Annotated in this window: 15 protein-coding genes and 1 riboswitch; of the genes, 2 read left to right on the top strand and 13 right to left on the bottom strand. The window is 62.0% G+C overall.

Annotation, left to right across the window (positions count from 1 at the left end; translation table 11 throughout):
• Positions 1-97: 97 nt before the first annotated feature.
• The 4 genes from JQM66_RS07110 to JQM66_RS07095 all read right to left on the bottom strand — a co-directional run bounded on the left by JQM66_RS07110 (position 98) and on the right by JQM66_RS07095 (position 4,514).
• On the bottom strand, positions 98-364 hold the full coding sequence (locus JQM66_RS07110) for a hypothetical protein (protein ID WP_235229195.1): 267 nt from the start codon (positions 362-364) through the stop codon (positions 98-100).
• 195 nt (positions 365-559) lie between these two features.
• Positions 560-1,444 (bottom strand): cation diffusion facilitator family transporter, encoded by an 885-nt coding sequence (locus JQM66_RS07105; protein ID WP_235229194.1) that lies wholly within the window; start codon positions 1,442-1,444, stop codon positions 560-562.
• 83 nt (positions 1,445-1,527) lie between these two features.
• A riboswitch (NiCo riboswitch) is annotated at positions 1,528-1,625 on the bottom strand.
• Positions 1,626-1,785: 160 nt separating this feature from the next.
• Complete coding sequence (gene queA / locus JQM66_RS07100) at positions 1,786-2,811, bottom strand: tRNA preQ1(34) S-adenosylmethionine ribosyltransferase-isomerase QueA (protein WP_235229193.1); 1,026 nt, start codon at positions 2,809-2,811, stop codon at positions 1,786-1,788.
• A gap of 17 nt (positions 2,812-2,828) precedes the next feature.
• Complete coding sequence (locus JQM66_RS07095; RefSeq protein WP_235229192.1) at positions 2,829-4,514, bottom strand: SpoIID/LytB domain-containing protein; 1,686 nt, start codon at positions 4,512-4,514, stop codon at positions 2,829-2,831.
• A gap of 199 nt (positions 4,515-4,713) precedes the next feature.
• Here JQM66_RS07095 and asd point away from each other — a divergent pair, with 199 nt between their 5' ends.
• Positions 4,714-5,805, top strand: coding sequence for an aspartate-semialdehyde dehydrogenase (asd, locus tag JQM66_RS07090; RefSeq protein WP_235229191.1), 1,092 nt, complete (start codon positions 4,714-4,716; stop codon positions 5,803-5,805).
• Between the two features lie 167 nt (positions 5,806-5,972).
• Complete coding sequence (dapA, locus tag JQM66_RS07085) at positions 5,973-6,863, top strand: 4-hydroxy-tetrahydrodipicolinate synthase (RefSeq protein WP_235229190.1); 891 nt, start codon at positions 5,973-5,975, stop codon at positions 6,861-6,863.
• A gap of 48 nt (positions 6,864-6,911) precedes the next feature.
• Here dapA and JQM66_RS07080 read toward each other — a convergent pair whose 3' ends face one another.
• From JQM66_RS07080 to dxs, 9 genes are all read right to left on the bottom strand, one after another.
• Positions 6,912-8,072, bottom strand: a complete 1,161-nt coding sequence (locus JQM66_RS07080) for a hypothetical protein (protein ID WP_235229189.1) — start codon at positions 8,070-8,072, stop codon at positions 6,912-6,914.
• Between the two features lie 95 nt (positions 8,073-8,167).
• Complete coding sequence (locus JQM66_RS07075) at positions 8,168-9,361, bottom strand: hypothetical protein (RefSeq protein ID WP_235229188.1); 1,194 nt, start codon at positions 9,359-9,361, stop codon at positions 8,168-8,170.
• 134 nt (positions 9,362-9,495) lie between these two features.
• Positions 9,496-11,109 (bottom strand): ABC-F family ATP-binding cassette domain-containing protein, encoded by a 1,614-nt coding sequence (locus JQM66_RS07070; RefSeq protein WP_235229187.1) that lies wholly within the window; start codon positions 11,107-11,109, stop codon positions 9,496-9,498.
• Positions 11,110-11,180: 71 nt separating this feature from the next.
• Positions 11,181-12,404 carry a tyrosine--tRNA ligase gene (gene tyrS / locus JQM66_RS07065; RefSeq protein ID WP_235229186.1) on the bottom strand — a complete coding sequence of 408 codons (1,224 nt, stop codon included), beginning with the start codon at positions 12,402-12,404 and terminating at the stop codon, positions 11,181-11,183.
• A 433-nt stretch (positions 12,405-12,837) separates the two neighbouring features.
• On the bottom strand, positions 12,838-14,520 hold the full coding sequence (gene recN, locus JQM66_RS07060) for a DNA repair protein RecN (protein ID WP_235229185.1): 1,683 nt from the start codon (positions 14,518-14,520) through the stop codon (positions 12,838-12,840).
• Between the two features lie 21 nt (positions 14,521-14,541).
• Positions 14,542-14,991, bottom strand: a complete 450-nt coding sequence (locus JQM66_RS07055) for an arginine repressor (protein WP_235229184.1) — start codon at positions 14,989-14,991, stop codon at positions 14,542-14,544.
• The gene (locus tag JQM66_RS07050; RefSeq protein WP_235229183.1) at positions 14,981-15,865 is read right to left on the bottom strand and encodes an NAD(+)/NADH kinase; all 885 of its coding nucleotides are present in this window, start codon (positions 15,863-15,865) and stop codon (positions 14,981-14,983) included. The genes JQM66_RS07055 and JQM66_RS07050 overlap by 11 nt, the downstream gene beginning before the upstream one ends.
• Positions 15,862-16,686: a TlyA family RNA methyltransferase gene (locus tag JQM66_RS07045; RefSeq protein ID WP_235229182.1), complete on the bottom strand. Its 825-nt coding sequence runs from the start codon at positions 16,684-16,686 to the stop codon at positions 15,862-15,864. The genes JQM66_RS07050 and JQM66_RS07045 overlap by 4 nt, the downstream gene beginning before the upstream one ends.
• Positions 16,676-18,535, bottom strand: coding sequence for a 1-deoxy-D-xylulose-5-phosphate synthase (gene dxs / locus JQM66_RS07040; protein ID WP_235229181.1), 1,860 nt, complete (start codon positions 18,533-18,535; stop codon positions 16,676-16,678). The genes JQM66_RS07045 and dxs overlap by 11 nt, the downstream gene beginning before the upstream one ends.
• Position 18,536 lies beyond the last annotated feature (1 nt).

Raw genomic sequence — 18,536 nt, 5'->3', positions numbered from 1 at the left:
CACCTGTCCCACCGGCGCAAGACGAAAAGCAGAGCCTTTCATCCTTCGGCAAATATGAATTTACCGTTTCATATAAAGCAAGGGATACGGTCCGTTCCTAATGGTTTATCTTTTTCATCAAAAACGATATTCCACCAACAATGAACGCCCCCGCTGTAAGCTCGGTTGCCATCAAAGCCCAAAGCATGATAGTTCCGTCAACTCCGTGATGAGCAAGGTGTTTGGTCCAAAACCATACGATAACTGAGAGCAGCGCAAAAACGCCCGAGATAATATAGCCTCTTTTCCATTTAAGAAACATCGATCTGACAATTATTCCAATCAAAAACGGCAAAACAAAAACTGTAAATCCTGTACGATTCATATAACCACACTCCGTCAAATTCCGGTTTGTTGCCTTCATGATACTACAGGATGGAAGTCTCCGCAACAACGATAGCCGGTGAAAACGACCCACGTCTTTTGATCAGGCAAAATGGCAAAAGAAGCGCGCCGGCGTCGCGGAATTTCCGCTCCGAGACAAAAACCGCCCGCCCCAGGGCCGGGGCAGGCGGTTGGTTCAGGCGGATTCCTCCGCCGGGTTCACATGGACCATGCAGTGCTTCACTTGGGGGAACTGGGCCTCCAGGGCATCGTGGACGGCCTGGGCGGTGGCGTGGGTGACCTTCAGGGGCAGGTCACCGTCGGCGGCGATCTCCACATCCACATACATCCGGTCGCCGAACAGGCGGGTGTTCAGGGCGTCCAGCCCCAGCACGCCGGGCTGGGCCAGGATGGATTTGCGCATCTCCTCCGCCGTCTCCGGGTCGCAGGCGTGGTCCGTCATCTTCTCCAGAGCGTCGGACATGATGTCCCAAGCGGCCTTGTGAATGAACAGGCAAATGACCACACTGGCAATGGGGTCCAGGGCCGGGAAGCCAAGACGGGCTCCCAGGATGCCCGCGAAGCTGCCCACGGAGGACAGGGCGTCGGAGCGGTGGTGCCAGGCCTCGGCCTTCAGGGCGCTGGAGTCGATCTTCTTGGCCGCCAGCCAGGTGTACCAGAACATGGCCTCCTTCACCACAATGGAGACCACGGCGGCCACCAGGGCCAGCACACCGGGCACCAGCAGTTCCTCGCCGCCGGCGACCTTCCGGATACCGCTCCAGCCGATGCCCAGGCCCGTGGCTCCCAGGATAACGGCCAGGACCAGGGCCGCCACACACTCCAGCCGCTCATGGCCGTAGGGGTGGTCCCGGTCGGCGTCCCGTCCCGCCAGCTTCACGCCCAGAATGACGATGAAGGTGGCCAGTACGTCCGACGCAGAGTGGACGGCGTCGGAGATCATGGCTCCGGAGTGAGCCAGGAAGCCGGCCAGGAATTTGAAGCCCGCCAGGGCCAGGTTAATGGCGATGGTGACGGCGGATACGCTCACCGCCACTTTCTCATGTTGTCTTGGGTCCATAAGTTACCTCCCATACTGTCTTTTTGGCAGATAGCTCAATGCCCGCAAATAGGTGCAAAAAAACACACCCGCGGCACAGGTCGCACTGTCCCGCAGATGTGTGGTGAATCTCATCCGCTGCCGCTGAACGCGGCCCGACGCACAGGCTGTTTCAGCCCGCCGTCTGCTCAGTTTGTACTGTTGTCCGGCGCTTTCAATCAGAGAAGCGTGATGCAGTGCAAAGAGGATATCCATAAGATATCATACGGATAAAGGGTTGTCAAGTTGTTTCGCAAACGTTTGTGGTGACAAACTTCGAGCTTTTTTGACGATTTTAGTGACATGTTCTGCCTGTGGAAAACTCACCGCAGGAACATGGCATCTCCGAAGGAGAAGAACCGGTACCGCTCCTTCACTGCCTCCTGGTACGCCGCCAGGACCTGCTCCCGGCCCGCGAAGGCGGACACCAGCATGATGAGGGTGCTCTCCGGCAGATGGAAGTTGGTCACCAGGCCGTCCATCACCTTAAACTTGTAGCCGGGGTAAATATAGATGTTGGTCCACCCCGCCTTGGCTTCCATGTGGCCGTCGTCGGCGGCCCAGGATTCCAGGGTGCGGCAGGAGGTGGTGCCCACGCAGATGACCCGTCCGCCGTTTGCCTTGGTCTTGTTGATGAGGTCCGCCGTCTCCTGCGGAATGACGCAGTACTCGCTGTGCATCTCGTGGTCGGTGATCTCTTCCTCCTTCACGGGCCGGAAGGTGCCCAGGCCCACATGGAGGGTCACATAGCCGATGCCCACGCCCTTGGCCGCGATCTTCTCCAGCAGCTCCGGGGTAAAGTGCAGGCCCGCCGTGGGGGCCGCCGCGCTGCCCACCACCTTGGAGTACACGGTCTGATACCGCTCCTGGTCCTGCAGTTCCTCCTTGATGTAGGGCGGCAGGGGCATTTTGCCCAGGTGCTCCAGCACCTCCAGGAAGATGCCCTCGTAGTCGAAGCGCACCAGACGGTTGCCGTCGGGCAGCTCCTGCACCACCTCGGCGGTCAGCTCGCCGTTGCCGAAGCTCAGCTTGGCCCCGGTGCGCATTTTGCGGCCCGGCCGCACCAAGCACTCCCAGGTCTTCTCCCCCCGGTCGATCAGCAGCAGCACCTCGCAGGCGCCGCCCCCCGGCAGCCGCTGGCCCAGCAGGCGGGCGGGCAGCACCCGGGAATTGTTCAAAATCAGGCAGTCGCCGGGGTTCAGAAAGTCCGGCAGCTCGTAAAAGTGGTGGTGCTCCATCGCCCCCGTGGCCCGGTCCAGGGTCATCAGGCGGGAGGTGTCCCGCTTGTCCAGGGGCGTCTGGGCGATCAGCTCAGGGGGCAGGTCATAGTAAAAGTCACTTGTTTTCATGGTCCGTTTCCTGTTCTTCACCGGATGGTGATATCGGTATAGTAGAATTCGAGAATTTCCGTGTAGTCATAGCCCAACTCCGCCATGGCCCTGGCGCCGTACTGGCTCATGCCCACGTTATGGCCGCTGCCGGTGCCAGTGATGGTGAAGGTGCCGTTCCTGGAGGCAGTGGTCTTTGCGCTGCTGCCGCCTGTGGTCACCGACGCCTGGGACACCCCGGCGGCAGTGATGATGCTGGCGCTGTTTCCCTCCAGCCGGGAGATTTTCCCGCTGCCGGAGATGACGGACAGACCATCCAGTCCGGAGAGGGTCTGATTGCCGTTGACGGTAATACCGGTGCCCGTGGAGGGACCTCCGCCGTTGATGCCGAACCGCAGGCTGGGGATGGACTTGCCGTAGGTGCTGCTGTAAAAGATGGTGCGGCAGGTGTCGCCGGTGACCGTCAGGCTGCCCTTGGTCCCCTCAAAGGTCACCCTCTTCACATTGCCCAAAGGCGTGTATTCCGATACATACACATTTTTCACCGTGCCGATGTCCTTGCCGCCGGTCATGGAGGGCTTCTGCTCCAGGATCCAGGTCAGCTGGTCGGCGGTGTAGGTGACGGACCAGTTATAGTTTGGAATGGAGATCTGGGCCTCGTAGGGGTCCTCCTTCCCTTTCAGATAGCCTCTCTCACTGCCCCAGACATTGGCAACATCCTCGGTGGCACCGCCGTTGGAGGAGTGGTAGACGGCGTCCTGCACCAGCTCGCCGCGGTAATACAGCATCTCCCCCGCTGTGTTCTCCACAGCCTGGTCGCTGCGGGCCGATGGGGCGGCGCCGCCGCTGCCCCGGCCGTAATAGACCTGACAATCGGTGGTAGCGCAAACGTCGAAGCCGTAGGCCGCCAGGTGCTTGCTGGTGCGGCAGGCGTAGGTCCGGGCGCAGACCGCCTGGGCCTCCAGAGCCGCCAGGGGCCAGTCGCCGTTCATCTCATAGGGGATGACGCCCTTGACGTACTCCTCCAGATCCACCACGTTGATGACGCTCAGGTTCCCGCCGGAGGTCCTCCGGTATGCAAAGGCGCCGGGGTACTTGTAGCCCTTGAACCAGGTGACCGGCTCCTGCCTGCCGTTGTCGGGCCGGACGCCGAAGGTCTGGCTGTCGTCGTACTCGAAGAGAATGTTTGTGGTGCGGGTGACGGTCACCAGAATGCCGGTGTCCGAGGAGCAGGCGGCGTAGCCCTCCCCCAGATCATCGACAGCCCGTTCCGCGGCCCGCTCCGTCTCGTAGGCACCCACGCGGACCACATATGTCCCGTCGATCCAGGCGGGATAGCCGCCGTAGTTCCAGGCGGCCTCCTGAGCCTCGTCAAAATTGCCGAAGCCGTCGATCTCCACATGCCAGGGGCCCAGGTAGCCGGTGATGGCGGCGGGCTCTCCTGCGGAATAATTCCCGCCGCTGCTCATATAGATAGTACCGGCGGCGGTCATGGAGATGGCGGTCTCTTCCGTCCAGCCCAAGGCCTCGAACTGCCGGTCACTGTCGAACCAGCCGAACGCATAGCCCGCCCCCTCCGCGTTTTCCAGATTGGCGGAAAACAGGGCGGAATCGCCATACCGCAGGCCCACCAGAATGGTGTCGTTCACCACAGCGGAGGCGGAAACGGTGCTCAAGGCGAAAAATGTCACAACGAAAAGTGTAGTCAGCAGTGTTTTTTTCATGGAACCTCCCAAGGGCAGCCGTCTTGACGGCATCCCAAAAGCGTGGTACTATACGTACAACAAACATTTGTCCGCTGTACAAGTACACAAGTATCTCTCATATAGAGACAGTATAGTACAAACCAACGGCACATTCAACCAAAATCGACGGGGACGGACAAATTCCCTCCCCGGAAGCAACAGCAGGAGGAACAAGCACATGAAACAGTACAAAGTCGGCATCATCGGAGGCACGGGCATGGTGGGCCAGCGGTTCATCACCCTCATGGAGAATCACCCCTGGTTCCAGCTCACCGCCATCGCCGCCAGCGCCCGCAGCGCCGGCAAGCCCTACGAGGAGGCCGTGGAGGGCCGCTGGGCCCTGGATATCCCCATGCCCGAGGAAGCCAAGAAGATCGTGGTCCTGGACGCCCAGGCCGACGCGGAGAAGCTGGCGTCCATGGTGGATTTCTGCTTCTGCGCCGTGGACATGAAGAAGGACGAGATCCGGGCCCTGGAGGAGAAGTACGCCAAGCTGGAGTGCCCCATCGTCTCCAACAACTCCGCCCACCGCTGGACCGACGACGTGCCCATGGTGGTGCCCGAGATCAACGCTGAGCACCTGGATGTCATCGAGGCCCAGCGCAAACGCCTGGGGACCAAGCGGGGCTTCATCGCCGTCAAGAGCAACTGCTCCCTCCAGAGCTACGTGCCCGCCCTGCATCCTCTGCTGAAGTACGGCCTGGAGAGCGCCCTGGTCTGCACCTATCAGGCCATCTCCGGCGCCGGCAAGACCTTCCAGCGCTGGCCCGAGATGGTGGATAACTGCATCCCCTACATCGGCGGCGAGGAGGAGAAGTCCGAGCAGGAGCCCCTGAAGCTGTGGGGCCATGTGGAGGACGGCAAGATCGTCAAGGCGGAAGGCCCCGCCATCACCGCCCAGTGCTTCCGGGTGGCCTGCCAGGACGGTCATATGGCCGCCGTGTTCATGAAGTTCAAGGATGGCTGCAAGCCCTCCATCGAGCAGATCAAGGCCGACTGGGCCGCCTTCCGGGGCCCCGCCCAGGAGCTGGAGCTGCCCTCCGCCCCCAAGCAGTTCCTCCACTATTTTGAGGAGGAGAACCGCCCCCAGACCCGTCTGGACCGGATGCTGGAGCACGGCATGGCCGTGTCCCTGGGCCGCCTGCGGGAGGATTCCCAGTACGATTACAAGTTCGTGGGCCTGAGCCACAACACCCTCCGGGGTGCCGCCGGCGGCGCCGTCCTGCTGGCCGAGCTGCTGTGCAAGAAGGGCTACATTGAGGCGAAGTAACGCCGTACATCCCATCACCCGAGAGACCGGATACCGTTTTGGTATCCGGTCTCTTTTCTTCAAAACAGGACAGGTTTTGCAAAGTTTTTCGCACATTTTCCAATGATATTGCATAAAGTAATCCTGTACAACGCTGTCAACAGCCACGGACTGTATAGGAGGTACATATGCGAACACCTATTTTTACCGGCTCTGGCGTGGCCATCGTCACGCCCTTCCGCAATGAAACGGTGGACCTGCCCGCTCTGGGACATCTCATTGACCTCCAGCTGGAGGCGGGCACCGACGCCATCATCGTCTGCGGCACCACCGGTGAGGCCAGCACCATGACCTACCGGGAGCGGATGCGGACCATTGAATACTGCGTGGAACAGGTGAACGGCCGGGTGCCGGTCATCGCCGGCAGCGGCTCCAACGCCACGGAGGTGACGGTGGCCCTCAGCCGGGACGCCCAGCACGCCGGGGCCGACGCCCTGCTGCTGGTGACGCCCTACTACAACAAGGCCAGCCAGACGGGGCTGGTGCGGCACTATCAAGTAGTGGCCGACGCCGTGGACCGGCCCGTGATCCTCTACAACGTCCCCTCCCGCACCGGAGTCAATATCGCCCCGGAGACCTACGTGCAGCTGGCGCAGCACCCCAACATCGTGGGCGTCAAGGAGGCCTCCGGAAACCTGGGCAATATCCAGCGGACCCGTGCCCTCTGCCCGGCGGATTTTTACATCTGGTCCGGCAACGACGACGAGACCGTGCCCATCTGTGTTCTGGGCGGCGTGGGGGTCATCTCCGTGGTGGCCAACATCGCCCCGGCCCTCATGCACCGGCTGACCCAGCTGTGCCTTGCTGGGGACTACAAGGCCGCCGGAGCATTGCAGGTGGAATTGAAAGCCCTCTGCGACGCCATGTTCTGCGAGGTGAACCCCATTCCCGTCAAGACCGCCATGGGGCTCATGGGACTCTGCGAGGGCACTCTCCGCCTGCCCCTGTGCGAGCCCAGCGCCGCCAACCGGGAGCGGATCCGCAGCACGCTGGTGGGATACGGCCTGATGCCCGCATAAACGGAAAAAGAAGGCCCACCCTCCCGGTGTGGGCCTTCCCTGCTATCTTTATTCCTCCGCCGGAGCGGCCCCCTGTTCGATGGCGGCCGCCAGCGCCCATGCCGTCAGGCCATCCTCCAACAGCGCCGGGTCGCCTTCCGCCATCTGCCACAGCTCCAGGAAGCCGTCGTCGAACTCCGCGCCGCTGCCGCTGGTGCGGAACTCACCGTTCTCCGTGCTCATCAGCAGGGTGCTGCTGTCCAGGTAGCCGTGGACCTCCCGCAGGAAGCCCGCCAGAGCCGGGACATTCAGCTGGTGTCCGGGCATGTTGAAATTGCCGTCCCAGACCACCGTGCTCTCCCGCAGCAGTCGCTCCGTACCGGGGTTGGCGCTGTCCAGAGCAAAGAGCTGGTAGTGGTACTCTGCCCAGCCCTGCCACATCTCCGGTTTGTACCGCAGCAGGTAGTCCTCCCCGTCGATCTCGCAGGCAAAGATGCTGGTCCAGCCCGGATGGCTTCGGTGAGCGCTCTCCGTCCACAGGCGGGTGCCGTCTTTTTGGGTGATCTGCAGCTCGTAGAAGCCCGTGCGGCCCTCCACCTCCGGGTCCAGCAGGGTCACCAGCTCCATGTTTTCCGGAATACCGTCGTGGTCAAAGTCATAGATGCCCGCCAGCTTTTTGGTGGTCTGCTCCGTGCTGGTGCCCTTCAGGCGGCTGCTCTCCGCGCGAATCTCACAGCGGTAGGTGCTCTCCTCCGTACCGCCCCGGACGCCGCCCAGGGTGACCAGCAGCGTATCGTTCCCGGTCCACCGGCCCCAGTCCTCCTCCGGCAGGAAGGCGCCCTCCGGGATGTTGGAGCCGTCCGGCATGGTCATGTGCCAGTAGGCGCTCTTCACCGGCTCCAGCACCGTCACCATGACCTCCGTCTCCGTGGTGCGGGCAATGGCTACATAGCTGCCGCTGGGGGACCACAGCACTGACTGGCGGTAGTCGCCCTTGTCCTCCCAGGCCAGCTCCTCCGCCGACGGGTCCAGTACCGGCACGCTGTCCAGCAGATACAGCCCCCCGGACGGCACCTCAAGCTCCGGGGGCTCCTCCCAGTCCTCCTCCGGCAGGATCACCGCAGACTCCTGCGGGGTCTCTGGGTCTGTTTCGGGCTTCGGCTGGACGCCAACCTGACCGCAGCCCGCCAGCAGCAGGCACAGCGCCAGGGAAACCGCGATCTTTCTCATAAAAACGCCACCCTTATCTGGTCTTTTTTACCAGTATAAGGGCGGCGTTCCTGTTACGTCAACCACAATTCGGTTACAATTTGTGACGATTCCCGTTACTGAGTGAAAGCTGGCTCCAGCGTTTTGAGATTTTCCTCCAGGGATTTGCTCTCATCATAGGCCGCGGATTCCGTCACGAAACACAGGTCGTCCCGGAAGTCCGCGCCGCTGCCGCCGGTGCGGAACTGGCCGCCCTCGGTAGTCAGCAGCAGGGTGCTGTCATCCAGATAGCCATGGACCTCCTCCAGGAAGGCGGCGATGGCGGCGGGGTCAAAGGACTGATGCATGTCGCTGTCAAACATCATATCAAACTCCACTCCATTTGCTTCCTGCATCACCTCTTTCCCTGTACTGTCCAGGGAAAACAGCTGATACACATAGGCATAGTAGCTCTGCCCCACAGCAGGGGTATACTGCAGCAGATAGTCCTGCCCGTCCAGCTTCAGGGAAAAGACGGACACCCAGCCCGCGTGGTATAGCCCCGCCTCCTGGTGCCACATAGTCGTTCCGTCCTGCTTTTTGACCCACAGTTCATACCTCGCCGGAAAAGCAGGCGCATTTTCCGGCGTCAGCACCGTCAGCAGCTCCACGGTTTCCGGTTCCCCGTCGTGGTCGAAGTCGTAATTCCCCGGCAGGGTCTCTGTGGTCTGCTCCATGGCGCTGCCGGTGGTCTCCTCCTCTCCGGCATGCACCACGCAGCGGTAGGTGTGCTGTTCCTCCCCATCGCTGCCCCGGCCCACGGTCAGCAGCAGGGTTTCCGCGTCCAGCCACGTTCCCCAGTCCTCCGGTAGGAAGACGTACTCCGGGATGGGGCTGCCGTCCGGCAGCGTGAAGTCCCAACTGGTCCACCAGGCTGTGGAGATAACCTTCACGGCCGTCCAGGTGCGGCCGCCGTAGGCCAGGGCTACCAGGTTGTTTCCCGGAGACCAGGAAACCGACTGCCAGAGATAGCCCCGGTCCTCCCATTTTACTTCCCCGGTCTCCCGGTCCACGATTTGTATGGCTTCCGGGATCCGCAGGCCGCTGACAACATTTTCACTGGCTCCTATGGTCCGCGCCTCCAGACTGCCGTTTGGGGAGACGGTCTCCCCTTCCAGCTCCGCCACCGGCGTGTTTGCCAGCAGCTCCGCACAGGCCGCATTCTCCGCCGATGGGTTCGCCTGTTCTGTCAGCCAAGGCCGTGTCCCGAAAACTACCGCCGCCGTCACCGCCAGCAGGACAAACAGTCCCAATATTTGCCGCTTTTGCATAAAAATACCACCCCGACACTGTCATACGTACAGCATACGGAGCGGTATTTTTTATGTCAACTAAAATTCGGTTACAATCCGGCCACGGCGGGCGGATACTATCCGCCCCTACATTCGGTTACAAAACCAGGCCCTTAACCCGCGTTCTGCGCCCGGCGGAATTCGATATAGTCCTCGTAGGTACCCATCTTGTCGATGAGCTTGCCGTTCTCGAACTCCATGATGCGGTTGGCCACAGTCTGGACAAACTCATGGTCGTGGCTGGAGAACAGCACCACGCCCTTGAAGTCGATGAGGCCGTTGTTGACGGCGGTGATGGACTCCAGGTCCAGGTGGTTGGTGGGCTGGTCCAGCACCAGCACGTTGGAGCCGAACAGCATCATGCGGGACAGCATGCACCGCACCTTCTCGCCGCCGGAGAGGACCTTGACAGGCTTGAACACATCGTCGCCGGAAAACAGCATCCGGCCCAGGAAGGCCCGCTTGAAGGACTCGGTGTTCTCCTCCGCGTTGTCCGCCGTATACTGGGCCAGCCAGTCCAGCAGGTTCAGGTCGCAGTCGTTGAAGAAGGCGGAGTTGTCCAGGGGGAAGTAACTGGTGGTGATGGTGGTGCCCCACTTGTAGCTACCCTGGTCCGGCTCCAGCTCGCCCATGAGGATCTTGAACAGGGTGGTCTTGGCGATCTCATCCTCGCCCACGAAGGCCACCTTCTCGTCCCGGTTGACGCGGAAGCTGATGTTGTCCAGCACCTTGCGGCCGTCCACAGTCTTGGACAGGTTCTCCACCACCAGGATCTCCTTGCCGCACTCCCGGTCCATCTTGAAGCCCACAAAGGGATACCGGCGGGAGGAAGCGGGCATCTCCTCCACGCTCAGCTTGTCCAGCAGCTTGCGGCGGGCGGTGGCCTGCTTGCTCTTGGACTTGTTGGCGGAGAAGCGCTGGATGAACAGCTGCAGCTCCCTGATCTTCTCCTCGTTCTTCCGGTTCTGGTCCCGGATCATCCGCTGGACCATCTGGCTGGACTCGTACCAGAACTCGTAGTTGCCCACGTACATCTTGATCTGGCCGTAGTCCACGTCCACGATGTTGGTGCAGACGGTGTTCAGGAAGTGGCGGTCGTGGCTGACCACCAGCGTCAGCGCCTCGCAGTCCATCAGGAAGTCCTCCAGCCACTCGATGGCCTGGATGTCCAGATGGTTGGTGGGCTCGTCCAGGAGGATGATGTCCGGCTTGCCGAACAGTGCCTGGGCCAGCAGGACCTTCACCTTCTCCTTGGCAGTCAGGGTGGACATCTCGCTGTACAGGATGTCGGCGGACAGGCCCAGGCCCTGGAGCAGACGGGAGGCGTCGCTCTCAGCCTCCCAGCCGTCCATCTCGGCGAACTCGGCCTCCAGCTCGGAAGCCTTCACGCCGTCCTCCTCAGTGAAGTCCTCCTTCTCATAGAGAGCGTCCTTCTCCTTCATGATGTCGTAGAGCCGCTGGTTGCCCATGATGACGGTGTCCAGCACGGTGTAGGCGTCGTACTGGAAGTGGTCCTGCTTCAGAATGGACATGCGCTGGTCCTTGGAAATGATGACCTCGCCGCTGGTGGGCTCCAGGTCGCCGGAGAGGATGCGGAGGAAAGTGGATTTGCCGGCGCCGTTGGCGCCGATGATGCCGTAGCAGTTGCCGGGGACGAACTTCAGGTCCACGTGCTTGAACAGGTTCTGGCCGCTGAAGTTCATGCTGACGTCGTTGACTGTGATCATGTCGATTCCTTTCTATACGCAGAACAGGCGCGGGGCGAACGCCCCGCGTCTGCTGCTATGATGGTTTCTTATTACAGGTAAGCGCGGTGGAAGACCTTCTTGCCCTTCTTGATGACCACGCCGTCGCCCTCGAAATCGCTCTGGTCGAAGGCCACATCGATGGAGGTCACCTTCCGGTCGTTGACGGCCACGCCGCCCTGCTGGATCAGCCGCCGGGCCTCGCCGTTGGAGGCGCACAGTCCGCAGGCCACCAGCAGGTTAATAGCGCCGATCCTGCCATTTTCGAACTTGTCGGCGGTGAGCTGGGAGGAAGGCATGTGCTCCAGCGAGCCCTTGCCGGAGAACAGGCCCCGGGCGGTCTCCTGGGCCTTGTTGGCCTCCTCCTCGCCGTGGACCAGCTTGGTCAGCTCGTAGGCCAGGATCTCCTTGGCAGTGTTCAGCTGGCTGCCCTCCCACTTGTCCATCTCGTCGATCTGCTCCAGAGGCAGGAAGGTCAGCATGCGGATGCACTTGAGCACGTCGGCGTCCTCGATGTTCCGCCAGTACTGGTAGAAATCGTAGGGAGAGGTCTTGTTGGGGTCCAGCCACACGGCGCCGCTGGCAGTCTTGCCCATCTTCTTGCCCTCAGAAGTCAGCAGCAGGGTGATGGTCATGGCGTGGGCGTCCTTGCCCAGCTTGCGGCGGATCAGCTCGGTGCCGCCCAGCATGTTGCTCCACTGGTCGTTGCCGCCGAACTGCATGTTGCAGCCGTAGTGCTGGAACAGGTAGTAGAAGTCGTAGGACTGCATGGGCATGTAGTTGAACTCCAGGAAGCTCAGGCCCTTCTCCATGCGCTGCTTGAAGCACTCGGCCCGCAGCATGTTGTTGACGGAGAAGCAGGCGCCGATGTCCCGGATGAAGTCCACGTAGTTCAGGTTCAGCAGCCAGTCGGCGTTGTTGACCATCTGGGCCTTGCCCTCGCCGAAGTCGATGAACCGGGACATCTGCTTCTTGAAGCAGTCGCAGTTGTGCTGGATGGTCTCCCGGGTCATCATGGAACGCATGTCGCTGCGGCCGGAGGGGTCGCCGATCATGGCGGTGCCGCCGCCGATGAGGGCGATGGGCTTGTTGCCGGCCATCTGCAGCCGCTTCATCAGGCACAGGGCCATGAAGTGGCCCACATGGAGGGAATCGGCGGTGGGGTCAAAGCCGATATAGAAGGTGGCCTTGCCGTTGTTCACCAGCTCCCGGATCTCGTTCTCGTCGGTCACCTGGGCGATCAGGCCGCGGGCAACCAGTTCTTCGTAAATCTGCATGGTAATCTCTCCTGTTCAGATGTAAAAGTTCACCGAAACGGAATAAAACGCCCCCGTCCCGGCAGGGACAGAGGGCGAAATGCTTTCGCGGTACCACCTCTGGTTCGCCGCCCCCTCGCGGAAACGGCCTCACGCCGTGCCAACACACGGCAGCGCGGTAACGGGCGCACCCGGGACACGCCTACTGGGTCTTGACATGACTGTTGGGGCGCCGGCTCCGCGGTGTATTCGGCGGGCGTCCCTCTCCCCTTTCCACCGTCCAGGGGCTCTCTTGGCAGGGCGTTCCGCGTACTTCTCCGCATCAATGCCATATACGTGGGGTATTTTATCCGATTTGCGGAAGATTGTCAATGGAAAACGGCGAAAATGTTTCAAAAATGTTTCGAGACCGGAGAACAAAAGCTGGATACTCCGTTCCCCGATCTGTCAGAACTCAGATGGACTTCCGGTAGGCCTCCGCCGCGTCCAGCAGCTCCCCGGCGCTCTCCAGCAGAGCCTCCGTCACCTGGCTGCCGCCGGTGATGCGGGCCAGCTCCGCCTTGCGGGCCTCCCGGTCCAGCAGGACAACGTGTGTAAAGGTCCTTCCCTTTTCTTCTCCCTTCTCCACGGAGAAGTGGGTGTCCGCCATGGCTGCCAGCTGGGGCAGATGGGTCACACACAGCACCTGCTTGCGACGGCTGACCTGGGCCAGCTTTTCCGCCACCTTTTGGGCCGCCCGGCCGCTGACGCCGGTGTCCACCTCGTCGAACACCAACGTCCCGATGGCCTCCTGCTCCGCCAGCACGTTTTTCAGCGCCAGCATGATGCGGGCCAGCTCGCCGCCGGAGGCGATCCTGGCGATGGGCCGCAGGTCCTCCCCCACGTTGGCGGACATCAGGAACCGGATGGTATCGCAGCCGTCGGCGGCGGGTTCCTTCTCCGCGAAGTCGATGGCAAAGCGGATCTTCTTCATGTCCAAGTCCCGCAACTCCCGCTGGATACGGTCCTCCAGAGCCTTGGCGGCTTCCTTTCGCACACGGGTCAGCTCTGCCCCCGCGGTCCGCACCGCCGTCTCCGCTTTTTTCAGCTTCTGTTCCAGCAGGATCAACGTGTCGTCCGCCGTCTCCATGGCGTCCAGCTCCGCCCGGCACTTGTCCAGGTAGGCCAACATGTCCTCCACGGTGGCGCCGTACTTCTTTTTCAGGCGGTACAACTGGTCAGCGCGGCTCTCCACCGCGTCCAGTTCCTCCGGGGAAAAGTCAAATTCCGTCCGCTTGTCCCGGATAGTCTCGGCAAGGTCAAAGGCTTCACAGCGCAGGTTTTCCAAGCGTTTGTACAACTCCGCCAGGTCGTCCCCCAGGGTGCGGATGGTGCCCATGGCCTCCTCCGCGTCCCGCAGCTGATTCACCGCTCCGGCGGAGGAATCGTCGCCGAACAGGCAGTACTCCGCCCCGGACAGGGCCGCCATGAACTTCTCGCCGTTGCGCAGGATGTTGCGGCGCTGGGTCAGTTCCTCTTCCTCCCCGGGCACCAGCTCCGCCCGCTCCAGCTCGTCGATCTGAAACCGCAGGCTGTCCATGCGGCGGGCCTTCTCAGCCTCGTCCATCTTCAGAGCGCGAATTTGGGCTTTCAGGTCCGCCATGGCGTCGTATTCCTTCCGGTAGGCCGTCAGCACGCCTTCCGTCCGCCCGAAGCGGTCCAGGTAGGCGCCGTGCTGCTCCTCGTCCAGCAGGGCTGTGCCGTCGTGCTGGCCGTGGATGTTCAGCAATTCGGCGCCGATCTGCCGCAGCTGGGCCACGGTGATGGGGCGGCCGTTGGCACGGCAGGCGTTTTTGCCGTCGCTGAAAATTTCACGCTGCAGCAAAATGGTCCCGTCCTCGTCCGGGGCCACGCCGTTGGCAGCAAGGCCCGGCAGGTCCGTCGGAACGCTGGAAAATTCCGCGCTGACGAAGGCCTTGTCGGCCCCGGTGCGAATCAGCTCCCGGGAGGTCCGGCCCCCCAGCACCGCGCCCATGGCGTCGATGACGATGGACTTGCCGGCGCCGGTCTCGCCGGTGAGGGCGTTGAAACCCGAGCGGAACCGGATATCCGCCTGCTCGATGACGGCGATATTCTCAATATGAAGCAGTTCCAGCATGTGGATCCCTCCTTCTCAAGTTCAGAGCATGGCACGGATCTCCTCGCAGAAGGCCGCCGCGGAGTCCGCGTCCTGCATCAGCAGGAAGGCCGTGTCGTCCCCGGCCAGGGAGCCCACCATGTAGGTGATGTCCATGTTGTCCAGAGCTGAGCAGGCCGCGCTGGCCAGACCCGGCATGGTCTTGATGACCACGATGTTCTGGGCACAGGCAATGCTGGTGATGCTCTCCCGGAAGATGGTCCGCAGCTTCTCCGCGAAGTTCAGCTTGGTGCGGTTGCCGGAGACGGCGTACTTGTATACCCCATGGCCCACCGGCTCCTTGATCAGGTGCATCTGCTTGATGTCCCGGGAGATGGTGGCCTGGGTGCTGCTGATGCCCCGCTCCTGGAGACGGGAGAGCAGCTGCTCCTGTGTCTCGATATTTTCCTGGGAAATGATCTCCAGAATCATGGCTTGACGGTCATTTTTCATCATTCATCCCTCCCGGCAGCATTTTTTGGGCAAAAATTTCACAGAAGCTCTTCTCCGTCAGACGGACCAGCTTCGTCACGTACTTGCTGCGCCGCACCAACACCTTATCGTCGGACCGCAGGCTGAAGGCCCTGCTCTCGTCCACGAACAGGTACACTGGCTTGCGGCCGTTGCGCTCCAGTTCCACCGTCAGCACATGCTCCGGAGAGAGGACGTAGGAAGAAAAGCGCATGTTGTGGGTGCAGATGGGACAGACCACCATGGTCTGGGCCACCGGCTCCACCACGGGGCCGCCGGCAGACAGGGAGTAGGCCGTGGAGCCGGTGGGAGTGGAGACAATGACACCGTCTCCGGCGATATCCGCAAGGTGGCGGCCGTCGGAGGAAATTTTCAGGTGGATGACGTGGGAGATGGGACCTTCCCGGATCACCGCGTCGTTGAGGCCCAGGTTGGTGTAGATCTGCTTGCCCTCCCGGATGACGGAGACATCCAGCATCATCCGCTGCTCCATCTCAAAGTCCCAGTCCTGCAGCTTCCGCAGGACCTCCAGCTCGCCCTTCTCCAGCTCCGCCACGAAGCCCAGGCCGCCCATGTTGATGCCCAGCACAGGGACCTTGTTCAGGGCTGCCAGCTTGGCCAGGTGCAGGATGGTGCCGTCGCCGCCGAAGGTGATCATCAGGTCGGCGTCCTTCATCTCCTGGGGCAGGGGCCGCACATCGTAATCGGCGAAGGCCCCCTCCTTCTGGTCCCGGAAGGGAGAGCACACCACGGTCCGGAAGCCCATCTCGTGGAGTATTTTTTCAGCGGCCCTGGTGGTCACCATGCCGTGGTCCCGGTTGGGGTTGGGGCACAGGATGATCTTTTTCGTATTCACTGTCCGTTCCCCTCCCCGTGTTCCTTCAGGGTCCGGTGGGATTCCTCCACCAGCGCCTTCAGATCAAATTCCATGGGCTGCCATTCCCCCTTTTCCAGGTACCCCAGGTACTCGATGTTCCCCTCGGGTCCCCGGATGGGAGAGTATGTCAGGCCAAGGACTGTAAAGCCGGATTCCTTTGCATGTACAAGGAAGTTTTCCAACACCTCCAGATGCACCGCCGGGTCCCGGACCACGCCCTTTTTGCCCACTTTTTCCTTCCCCGCCTCGAACTGGGGTTTCACCAGGCAGGCCACGTGGCCGCCGTCCTTCAGGACGTTGTGGACCGCGGGCAGGATCAGCTTCAGGGAGATAAAACTCACGTCGATGGAGGCGAAGTCCAGCTCGTCGGGGATCTGCGCATGGTCCAGATACCGGGCGTTGGTCCGCTCCATGCAGACCACCCGGGGGTCCTCCCGCAGCTTCCAAGCCAGCTGGCCGTAGCCCACGTCCACGGCGTAGACCTTGGAGGCGCCGTTTTGCAGCATACAGTCCGTAAAGCCGCCGGTGGAGGCGCCGATGTCGCCGCAGACGGCGCCCTCCAGCTGCACCGGGAAGGTGTCCATGGCCTTTTCCAGCTTCAATCCGCCCCGGCTCACATATTTCAATACATTCCCCCGGACCTCGATCTCCGCGTCGTTGGGGACGGCGGTGCCGGGCTTGTCCACCCGCTGGCCCTTGACGAACACCAGTCCGCTCATAATGGTGGCCTGGGCCTTCTGCCGGGTCTCCAGATAGCCCCGCTCCACCAGCAGCACGTCCAGCCGTGTTTTATTTGCCATGCTTCACCGCCTCCTCTGCCGCAGCCGCCACCCCGGCGGCGTCCAGGCCGAAGCGGTGCTCCAGCTCTGCCACGCTGCCCTCGGGGGCGAAGGTCTTTCCAAGATTCTTCAAAATGAGTTGCTCCGGGGCCTGTCCGTGCTCTGCCAGAATGGCGGCCACCCGCTGGCCCACGCAGCCCGCGCCGAAGGAATCCTCCAGCACCAGCAGCGTTTTCCGGCCGCCAAGGGCCTCGCAGACAGTCCCGTGGTCCAGGGGCGAGATCTGATTCAGCTTCAGGACCTCCGCCCGGATGCCCTTTTCCGCCAGCCGCTCCGCCGCTTCCAGCAGATGATTCACCAGCACGCCGTAGCTCAGTAGCGTCACGTCGCTGCCCTGCCGCAGCCGCGCCACCGGCTCCGCCGACCGGTCCTCCCGGAAGGCCCCCTCTCCCCCTCTGGGATACCGGACCGCCACGGGGCCGTCCAGTTCAAAGACGGCCCTTTTCAGCATGGACCGCAGTTCCGCGAAGTTGGAGGGACACAGCACCGTAAAGCTGGGGATGGTGCACAGGAACAGGGGGTCGAAGCAGCCGTGGTGGGTCTCGCCGTCGGGGCCAACCAGGCCCGCCCGGTCCACGCCGAACACCACATGGAGCCGCTCCAGGGCCACATCGTGGATCAGCTGGTCATAGCCACGCTGCAAAAAGGTGGAATACACCGCAAACACCGGGATCATCCCCTGGCTGGCAAGGCCCGCCGCCATGGAGACCCCGTGGCCCTCAGCGATAGCCACATCGAAAAACCGCTCCGGGAATTCCTTTGCAAAGCCCGACAGGCCGGTGCCGTCCGCCATAGCGGCGGTGATGGCACACACCCGGGGGTCCCGGGCAGCGCAGTCCGTCAGCGCCTTGCCGAACACAGAAGAAAAACTCTCCCCGCCGGGCTTTTTCACCAGGCCGGTCTCCGGATCAAAGGGGCTGATGCCGTGGAACTTGCCGGGATTCTGCTCCGCAAAAGAATAGCCCTTGCCCTTCACCGTGTGGACGTGGACCAGCACAGGTCCGTTCTGCTCCTTCGCCCACTGCAGCATGTCGCACAGGCGGGGCAGGTCGTGGCCGTCAATGGGCCCCAGATAGGTGAAGCCCATGTCCTCGAACAGGGTACTGCCGGGCCAGAGAGCTTTTTTCAGGGCCGTCTTGACCCGGTGGTTGAAGCGGTACAGGCTGTTCTCCATAGGCCGCTTGCCAAAGAGACCCCGATACCACTTTTTGAAATGGTAGTAGGCCGGCTTGCTGCGCAGGCGACTCAGATGGGTGGGCATGGCCCCCACGTTGGGGTTGATGGACATGCCGTTGTCGTTGAGAATGACGATCAGCGGCTCCCCGGAGGCCCCGGCGTTGTTGAGGCCCTCATAGGCCAGGCCGCCCGTCAGGGCGCCGTCGCCGATCAGAGCCAGCACGCTGTAATCCTTATTCTGTAAAGTCCTGGACCTTGCCATGCCAAGCGCCACAGAGACGGAGTTGGAGGCATGGCCCGCGATAAACGCGTCGTGCTCGCTCTCGTAGGGCTTGGGGAAGCCGGACAAGCCGTCCAGCTGCCGCAGAGTGGAGAATAGCTCCTGACGCCCCGTCAGGGCCTTGTGGACGTAGCACTGGTGGCCCACGTCGAACACCAGCCGGTCCGAGGCGGTGTCAAAGCCCCGGTGGATTGCCACGGTCAGCTCCACGGCCCCCAGGTTGGAAGCCAGATGGCCGCCGGTCCGGGATACATTTTCGATCAAAAACTCCCGCAGCTCCTGACACAGCTGGGGCAGCTGGGCCTTGTCCAGCGCCTTGACGTCAGCGGGAGAGTGGATGGTTTCCAATAGCATA

The sequence above is a fragment of the Oscillibacter valericigenes genome, assembly GCF_021531915.1.
GTDB lineage: Bacteria > Bacillota > Clostridia > Oscillospirales > Oscillospiraceae > Oscillibacter > Oscillibacter valericigenes_A.
This window is presented reverse-complemented; position numbering and strand designations above follow the sequence as displayed.